The 7,827-nt window shown below is 43.0% G+C and carries 9 protein-coding genes, 1 tRNA gene and 1 pseudogene; 4 read left to right on the top strand and 7 right to left on the bottom strand.

Features of this window, described 5'->3' with window-relative positions:
- Window positions 1–128: 128 nt before the first annotated feature.
- Window positions 129–566, bottom strand: a pseudogene (locus tag VHA02S_RS24010) (NUDIX domain-containing protein).
- Window positions 567–1,140: 574 nt separating this feature from the next.
- On the opposite strand from VHA02S_RS24010, the gene VHA02S_RS24005 reads away from it, so the two are divergent.
- The 3 genes from VHA02S_RS24005 to VHA02S_RS23995 all read left to right on the top strand — a co-directional run bounded on the left by VHA02S_RS24005 (window position 1,141) and on the right by VHA02S_RS23995 (window position 2,812).
- Window positions 1,141–1,782 carry a murein L,D-transpeptidase catalytic domain family protein gene (locus VHA02S_RS24005; protein ID WP_017190709.1) on the top strand — a complete coding sequence of 214 codons (642 nt, stop codon included), beginning with the start codon at window positions 1,141–1,143 and terminating at the stop codon, window positions 1,780–1,782.
- Between the two features lie 210 nt (window positions 1,783–1,992).
- Window positions 1,993–2,400, top strand: a complete 408-nt coding sequence (locus VHA02S_RS24000) for a hypothetical protein (protein ID WP_038899432.1) — start codon at window positions 1,993–1,995, stop codon at window positions 2,398–2,400.
- A 94-nt stretch (window positions 2,401–2,494) separates the two neighbouring features.
- Complete coding sequence (locus VHA02S_RS23995; protein WP_005452266.1) at window positions 2,495–2,812, top strand: hypothetical protein; 318 nt, start codon at window positions 2,495–2,497, stop codon at window positions 2,810–2,812.
- 85 nt (window positions 2,813–2,897) lie between these two features.
- Here VHA02S_RS23995 and VHA02S_RS23990 read toward each other — a convergent pair whose 3' ends face one another.
- The 3 genes from VHA02S_RS23990 to VHA02S_RS23980 all read right to left on the bottom strand — a co-directional run bounded on the left by VHA02S_RS23990 (window position 2,898) and on the right by VHA02S_RS23980 (window position 4,689).
- Window positions 2,898–3,575: a DedA family protein gene (locus VHA02S_RS23990; RefSeq protein ID WP_005435728.1), complete on the bottom strand. Its 678-nt coding sequence runs from the start codon at window positions 3,573–3,575 to the stop codon at window positions 2,898–2,900.
- A gap of 50 nt (window positions 3,576–3,625) precedes the next feature.
- Entirely contained in the window at window positions 3,626–4,033 is a 408-nt protein-coding gene (locus VHA02S_RS23985) for a hypothetical protein (RefSeq protein WP_038899431.1), read from the bottom strand.
- A 137-nt stretch (window positions 4,034–4,170) separates the two neighbouring features.
- Complete coding sequence (locus VHA02S_RS23980) at window positions 4,171–4,689, bottom strand: DUF4136 domain-containing protein (RefSeq protein ID WP_038899430.1); 519 nt, start codon at window positions 4,687–4,689, stop codon at window positions 4,171–4,173.
- A 325-nt stretch (window positions 4,690–5,014) separates the two neighbouring features.
- Here VHA02S_RS23980 and VHA02S_RS23975 point away from each other — a divergent pair.
- Window positions 5,015–5,089: transfer RNA gene (locus VHA02S_RS23975), tRNA-Gly, on the top strand.
- A gap of 182 nt (window positions 5,090–5,271) precedes the next feature.
- On the opposite strand, the gene VHA02S_RS23970 is transcribed toward VHA02S_RS23975, so the two are convergent.
- The 3 genes from VHA02S_RS23970 to VHA02S_RS23960 all read right to left on the bottom strand — a co-directional run bounded on the left by VHA02S_RS23970 (window position 5,272) and on the right by VHA02S_RS23960 (window position 7,660).
- A complete protein-coding gene (locus VHA02S_RS23970) occupies window positions 5,272–5,679 on the bottom strand; it encodes a hypothetical protein (protein ID WP_005452271.1) in 408 nt (135 codons plus the stop codon).
- A 103-nt stretch (window positions 5,680–5,782) separates the two neighbouring features.
- Entirely contained in the window at window positions 5,783–6,640 is an 858-nt protein-coding gene (locus VHA02S_RS23965) for a sterol desaturase family protein (protein WP_038899429.1), read from the bottom strand.
- Window positions 6,641–6,649: 9 nt separating this feature from the next.
- Complete coding sequence (locus tag VHA02S_RS23960; protein WP_038899428.1) at window positions 6,650–7,660, bottom strand: DUF2804 domain-containing protein; 1,011 nt, start codon at window positions 7,658–7,660, stop codon at window positions 6,650–6,652.
- Window positions 7,661–7,827: the final 167 nt, after the last annotated feature.

Genomic DNA, 7,827 nt, shown 5'->3' with positions numbered 1-7,827 from the left:
AATCAATGACAACGCTCAGAATCCTGCATCTTGAAATCACTTGGGTATACAATTCATTTAAACGATTTATCAGAAAAACTTTATTTCAAATGTACTCGTCATTTAATCATTAATTAAAAATATTATGATTATCCACAAACATTATTTATTGAGAAGTCATCATTAAATACCGATTTTAATACATGCTTTAATCTTTGATATTCACTTAAAGCTATGCGATCCACTTCCGTAGCAACAGGCGCATTTATTATTGGATACTAATTGACAGATTCTGCTTCTAGGCTCTGAATATCTCCCACCCAATCAGTGACTACATAATAATGAAGCAATTGAAGTTCGGTGGTTGGGTGATATAAAGAACACAAATACCCGCACCTTTGCGGTCTGATGTTTAGCTCCTCGTCTAATTCTCTCAGCAATGTCATGGACTGACTTTCGCCTTGTTCCATGTGCCCACCGGGTATCGCGATCATACCTGGGTCAGAGTCCTTGTCCTTCGATCTTGTTTCTAATAACACTTCATCATCCTTAACTAGGATAAATGAGACACACTCATGAACTTCCATCTTCAATGCCTTCTGCTAACAGTTTTATAGCACGCTAACATAAAAAGTTTGGATGATGTGAACAGTGAACACGGATAAGTTGACGATATACAACAATCTAGCTGGCCGTTTGGTTGAATATGCTCCGCAACCCATAGTAGCTATCAATACATTCACCTTTATTCAGTCATGATTTGTTACGACTAGGATCACAGTCTAAAAACTTTTCGCCGAATGACCAGTTAGAAATAAGTTCATTGAATTCAAACAATATTTTTATTAAAAGTATAATTAAACGATGTTTTATTGAGTATCCATCTCAGTAAATATTGGTAAACACAGTTTTATTAATTAGCCAAATCGGCTAGTATTTGTTCTGAAGATTTTTAAAGTCATCAATTAACCTCTCAATATTGATTAAATTCAGCAAGTTAGTTGGATAGTCTTTACCAAATACTAAAAATATTTGAGTAATAGGCGTCGCTACGCATAATAAGCAACATTGGGAATAGAGTTAAATTGATGAACATGCTGTATTAACGACTGCACGAAGCAATCGCTAAATTTGTTGCACCAAGAGTTTTATTTAGTACAAATGAAAAAGCTATTTTTATTATTGATATGGACATCGCTGGCAGTTTCTCCTTTTGCCTTTGCTCATCATTCAGGCAAAGCGACAGAAACGAAAGTCACTAAACAACTTGTTGAAAAGACATATAAAGAAGCCAAGTTGGAAGGCGTCATTGACTTCAGTTTATTCAATGATGCGTTCTTAGCTTATAAGAAAACCTCAGACCGCAAAAAGCCACTTTTGACTATCATCGATTACAGTAAACCATCTACTGAAAAACGCTTTTATGTGGTCGATTTGGACAAGAAGAAGCTCATTTTTAATACTTATGTCTCTCACGGCGTAAACAGCGGCAAGAAGACCGCAACGAAGTTTTCTAATGTTGTGAACTCTCGTAAAACTTCTCTAGGAACATTCTTAACCGATACCACATACTATGGTTCTAACGGTTATTCACTTCGCTTGGATGGACTGACATCCGGCGTTAACGATAAAGCACGAGAGCGTTACATCGTGGTTCATGGTGCAGACTACGCGAATCCTTCTTTTATTAAGAAGAATGGTTATCTTGGTCGCAGTTGGGGTTGCCCCGCTCTGCCACAGAAGCTATCACGAGAAATCATCGACACCATTAAAGGTGGCAGTGTTATCTACGCTAGCGCTTGAGGTTTCTTGACCTAATGTTGAAAAGGGAGCTGATACGCTCCCTTTTTTAATGCGACAAAAAACTGTTCATCCTTTCAGCAAGTCGTTAGTATACGCAAGCGCCACCTTCAGGCAGCAAACGAATATCGATTCCATAGTGTTTTAGGGTTAGTTTTGGTTCACGTATTTCGCCTTTTGCTTTTGTTGTCACTCTCCCTGTTCTCAGGGCAAATGCTTGCAGCGCAAAATCAGCCATCCTCAGAATTCCACTACACGCATTCAGAAAAGCTTTATAAGCTCACTCAATACGATTACCACGCAATAAAAGCGCCTTATCGTGCATGGAATACTCGCGACTCTTGGAGTCCAGACGGTTACTTTCGTCACCTAAAACGTGATTTGCTTGGTTTACTCCCTTGTCGCCGTACATCCGGTAACGATGGTGATTTACCACCAAATATAACGCCCGACTATCACCTGTTAGTCGCGTTTTTGTCTCCATCACTGTTGGACATAGCGCTCAAAGCAACGCCATTACCCGATGCTGCCGATGTATTTGCATACCGTCGCTCGTATCATCTAGCTAGATGGAAGCAAGCCAATTTACTGTACGTGTTTGCACACAGTCGCGACGCTTAGCTCGCACATTGACTGTACTGACACAATATGGAAACCGTCAGTACCAGCCATGGATGATCTCATCTGAACACCGAATTAACTCGAGATCCTGATTATGAAAAAAATCGCGACTATTGCCACTTTGGCGCTTATTACTTTATTCACAACAACTACGCACGCAGCAAAACCAGAAGAAATGAGCAACAGCGCTCTGATGGAGTGTGCCAATGCTTCTAACGCCCGAACTGCGGTTCCTGAACACCGTGCAATGTTTCGTCATTACTTAATGGCAGAACGTGGGTACACATTCAGCCAGCTTTCTTCGGCAGAGACCGAATTCAAAGCAAAAGGCATGGATGAAACCAAAATGGAGCAGCTCTACAAAACTGAGTGCAAAGAAGCAGGCGAATACCTTTATAACAATGGTTACTGATTCCAGCTCATTTCAATTTACGTAGAGAACCAAAAAGGCGCGATTATCGCGCCTTTTTTGCTTTTCGAACTTCAGGTTTATAAGACTATGGCAATTGCGGCGTGGTTTTCGATTTACTCCAAGCCTTACGCACCTTCACCAATACAAAGCTCATAATGGCAATGGTCAGGGTAATCACCGGTGCAGCCATCAATCCCATGGTCACAATCTTGTTAAGCTTCTCTGGCAGTAGAGGCAATAATAAGCCTAAACCACACAGCAGCAGCGTCCATAGAATCGCACTCAACCATGCGAAGTAATGGAACTTACTCACGCGATTAACGCGCAAACCCATCATTAAAGGCAGCAAAGAACGCACAACCGGAATAAAGCGCGCACAAAACAATGCAATCAAGCCATGCTTACCAAGTAGCATGTCAACTTGCTCCAAGCGTTTTGCAGGAACTGCATTTACCCAACCCTGCACCTTTGGTAAACGGTTTAACCATTTGCCTTGTAGGTAAGCAGCCCAGCTTCCCATTGCCGCACTCACTACGATCACTAACATGATCATCACTGGGTCCAATACACCCACCGCCGCTAAAGTGCCAGAAAGCACAACAACACTGTCACAAGGGAAAGGCGCCGCAGGAATAAAACCACTCTCAAGAAAAATAAGCGCACCCACAACAAAGTAGATAAGTCCTGCACTACCGGGTGCCATCAGTGCAGTAAAATCCTGGTGCCACAAAGCAAACAGCACCTGCGTAATTGAATCAAACATAACAAACTCCTAAACATCACAATCAAACTTCGAAAATTAATGAATAGGAATTACCGTGCATGAATAAAGCGATAGATCAGGTTGGACTCTTGCCCTGCCCCCAGCCGATATTTGGAGTGCGAATAAAAAATTTGAATGATAGGCAACGCTACGTCAGTAAACTCGCGTTTGTTGAAATCCTGCACGTCATTTAGCCAACGTGCAGGCAGCACATCGAAATCATCCGAATCTGGCGACGTATTGGAATGGTTGACGCGGAGTGCATTGCGGCTGAATAAACTCACAGCGACTTTACGTGAAGGAGAAAACGGTGCTTTCTCTAGATGCGCCTCACCATCAATCAATGAAGAGGTGTAACTGACGGCGTAGGAGATTTTTGGTGACGGTGAAGCCTGACTCAACCCAAAAGCCATCAGCGCAACAAAGAGTCCTAATACAGAGACTAAGTAAGCACGCACAGAATTCACCTAAACCACAACGATACGCTGTTGTAACTCCGTGCGTGCAAATTTGCAATTCAAATTCTTAATCGATAATAAAAAGAGCGTTTTGCAAATGATTGTTGGCGCGATTAGACGATGATTTAACCTTCAATTTACTCTTTACCATACGGGTAGTTTTCAAACATTTTCGCGACTTCTTCCGAGATCAACTCTTCGCGCTTTTCAGTACTCATTGACTCGGTGAGCTTACGGCTAGAAACCCCCTTCCACACCACTTGATTGGCTTTAGTATCGACAAGCTCAACGACCAATTTGCCGTACTTCTTCTCTTTGTAACGCTCAGGACTGGACGTCACCACACCAAAACTGTTCCAACCGTAACCGACACTAAAACTTGAACCAGAAGATACGATCTCCGATTCTTTGATAATATCGTGGTGCACATACAGATCACCGCCGCTCCTCACGCGCGACATTCCTTTTGATTCCAGTTGAGCTGCTAACCCTTGCTCAATGCGACGAGCATCCAAACTGGTTGGGGTATCTGATTGTTCACCAAAATCAAACGTCTTGTAGGATGAGAAATCCGCTTGCTTGTCAACATCAGTGGTTACCGTGGTACAAGCAACCACCGAGATAGCAAACAACGTTGCCAATAAACCTTTCCACATACTCTTTCTCCTCTCTCTATCGCGCCGGTCTCTCGGCAAGTTGTGGTGTTTAATCTTACGAACCTGAGAAAATATTGAATCATTTCAACATTTAGTCTTGACCATGAATGCCAAGTGTTCAAATTCAAGACGTAATAGAGACTAAGAACAGAGTAAAACACTGGTTGAGAAAGAGAGTGAAATCGTATTCAGAGCGACATATTGCTAACAGTACTGTGTGCTTTTTGAACGAATCGGTATTTATTTACTCACTAAGCAACTTATTGAGCAAAAAAGACTTTTCTTTTGCACTCAATCTGGCATATTGAATGAGTCCTATCGATGCGCGGGCATCGTATAATGGCTATTACCTCAGCCTTCCAAGCTGATGATGCGGGTTCGATTCCCGCTGCCCGCTCCAAGCTTTGCCTAAGCTAACTTTTTTATCAGTTCCCTAAAATACCCTTTAAACTCGTACTTCATTGCTATCATGCTGTGGCTGTAATCGATCTCTGTATTTGCTACCTCTAACTGCAGGCATAAAAAAGCCCCTGCAGAGTGCAGGGGCGCGTCTTCGTTATTGTGTTCCCCATATCTTTGGGGTTAATCCAACTGAAGTGTCGTGAACGTGTCGTTTTTCAGCCCGCCACCAGCGCGTTTCTTCATGGTAACCTCAACCGATCGCTTCCCTTCATTGATGCGATAACGTATGGCTTGAGCGAGATATTTATCATTTCGCTTCAAGTCCCTAGCATCAATCTTTAACGTACGATTCTGACGATTCACCGTGCAGCGGTAATCCCAATCGTTTTTGCCATTTTTCAAAGCCAGCAAAATACGTTGACCCGATGTTCCCGCTGATTTAATCCCGCGAGGCTGCTTATCAATAGCCAGTGCCAACCCTGCTTTACACAACTGATCTGCACTAAAAGCAGGTGCTGCGTATGCGTACCCAGAGCTGAGCATAGCGGCGGTCATCGTTACAATTGAGAAAACTCGATTAAATGTCATCGTCCGTTCCTTAAAACTTACAAAACACCGTACGCATTAAAACAACATCACCGAACACTGTCAAGCATTAATGGTATGGCGTTTAGTTAATCATTCAGAACCATTACTCAATTGTATCGGACGGTGGAGCAAACAAGCACCGCCAGCGCTGACGCCAAGACAAATTGGGACGGGTCACCTCTTTGAACATGTCTTTCCATTCTGCAAACGTCACGGTAATAGGATTAAAGCTGTTCACGGGCTTTGAGATGCCATAACGGACGGTTTCTACTTCAGGCTCGAACGTCCCGAACATGCGATCCCAGATAATCAATACACCAGCGTAATTTTTATCAATGTATTGACGATTCACACCATGATGAACTCGGTGATGGGATGGTGTATTGAAGACCCACTCCAAAGGGCCAAGGGAACGAATCGACTGAGTATGAACAAAGAATTGCAGACCCAGATTAAGTAACACAACAAACACCACCCATTTAGGATCAAATCCAATAATGACCAGTGGCAACCAGAACAACCACATACCCGCTAGTGGGTACATCAGGCTTTGGCGAAATGCGGTACTGAAGTTCATACGCTCTGAACTGTGGTGCACCACATGCGCTGCCCACATCCAACGGATACGATGGCTTGCTCGGTGGAACCAATAATAGAAGAAATCTTGCAAGACCATGAGTAACAGGAAGGTAGAAACCGTCATCTCGATATCAAACAAGCGCCAACCAAACCACCACAAATACAGTTTAGCGATCAGCAGTCCTGTTAAGATATCTGTCGCTTGATGAAGCCCAGCCAATACAAAGTTACACATGACTTCTGGCAAGTAATATCGCGCACTCTCAGGTAATCGACCACCACGTTGCCCAAACCAATATTCTGCCGCAATACAAAGAAAGAATATTGGTGCGAGCAACATCAACAATAAATCAGGATGTTCCGTAATCTGTGACCATTCCATAGTCCGTTCCTACCATTTTGCGTAATGATCTTCGGTGAGCCCCATCACCTCATCGAGTTCGTGTTTAATGCCATTGTCATCAATCAAATAACCAGAAAAGTAACCGACAAACTGACGAAAGTTACTCTTCAAAAACCAGAAGTTCTTTTTCTCTGATCGTTGATTTTTAGGCTTGAAGATCAAGTCGATGCGCTTGTCTTGTGAGGTAATTCGCCATGACGCTTCTTGATGCATGCGAGAAAACTCGAACTGTACAGGCGGCATCAAGTGGCGTTCACCATCAATCCAAATGACGTTTTCACAATACCCAGTTTCATTCACACCAGCCGCAAGGTTCAGTCCTATCCGTTTGCCTTCCCTTTGGTGATTGATGCTCGCCCATCGCCAACTGGTCTCTCTGCGCATGTAACCAGCAGAGAAATCATACCCAGCGACTGCATTGGTGAGATCTTGTGGCTGCCCTTTCACACTCATTTGACCTTGTATAGCGAGCGCGTTGTGTTTTTGAGTGTAGGTCCAGCCCGAATATGCTGTTGGCGTGCAGAGCATCAAAGGCAAACTTTCTAGCTCAGGCGTTAACCTTAAGTCAGCTTGAATAAGGTCTGTTGAAAGCTGTATATGCCAGAGTCCATTTTCAATGTTGAACTGGATGGTGTCACTGGCGAGATAGGCTTGGCTGTTCCAACTAGAAGGTTGTGTTTGATAGCCCATATTGAGCGGCTTTAGCCATTGCTGCTCAACAAGTTCATGAGTTTCGATATCAAACACATAGCAAAAGCCAGACGCCAAATAGCGAATATCAGCAATCGCGACACCAATGATGTGTTTCTCTGTCACGATCGAGATGAACTGGAATTGCTTATAGTCGAATCGCTTACGCCAACTCGATGCAGGCTGGTCCATCTCATTAAGATACTGAAACGCATCCAACTGAAGCGATTCGGGAACCGATGCTAAATGACCAAATTGAGGTAATCCATTCGCTTGAATAAAGGGATTCAAAGGCGTTTGCACATCCATGCTCGCTATTAATCAATGACACACCATTCGATATTAACATTAATTTAACAACAAACAGTTTGCGCCACTGCACAACATTGATTCACATACCGACTTAAAATGAACCAAAATGTGAAATCAGTCACCCATATTCAAACTATTAAACGGTTAATTAGAGCTTTATACCC

Origin of the sequence: Vibrio harveyi NBRC 15634 = ATCC 14126 = KCTC 12724 (genome assembly GCF_001591145.1) — a bacterium.
Taxonomy (GTDB): Bacteria; Pseudomonadota; Gammaproteobacteria; order Enterobacterales; family Vibrionaceae; genus Vibrio; species Vibrio harveyi.
Note: the sequence above shows the minus strand (reverse complement) of the source record. Positions and strands in the feature narration are given on the sequence as shown.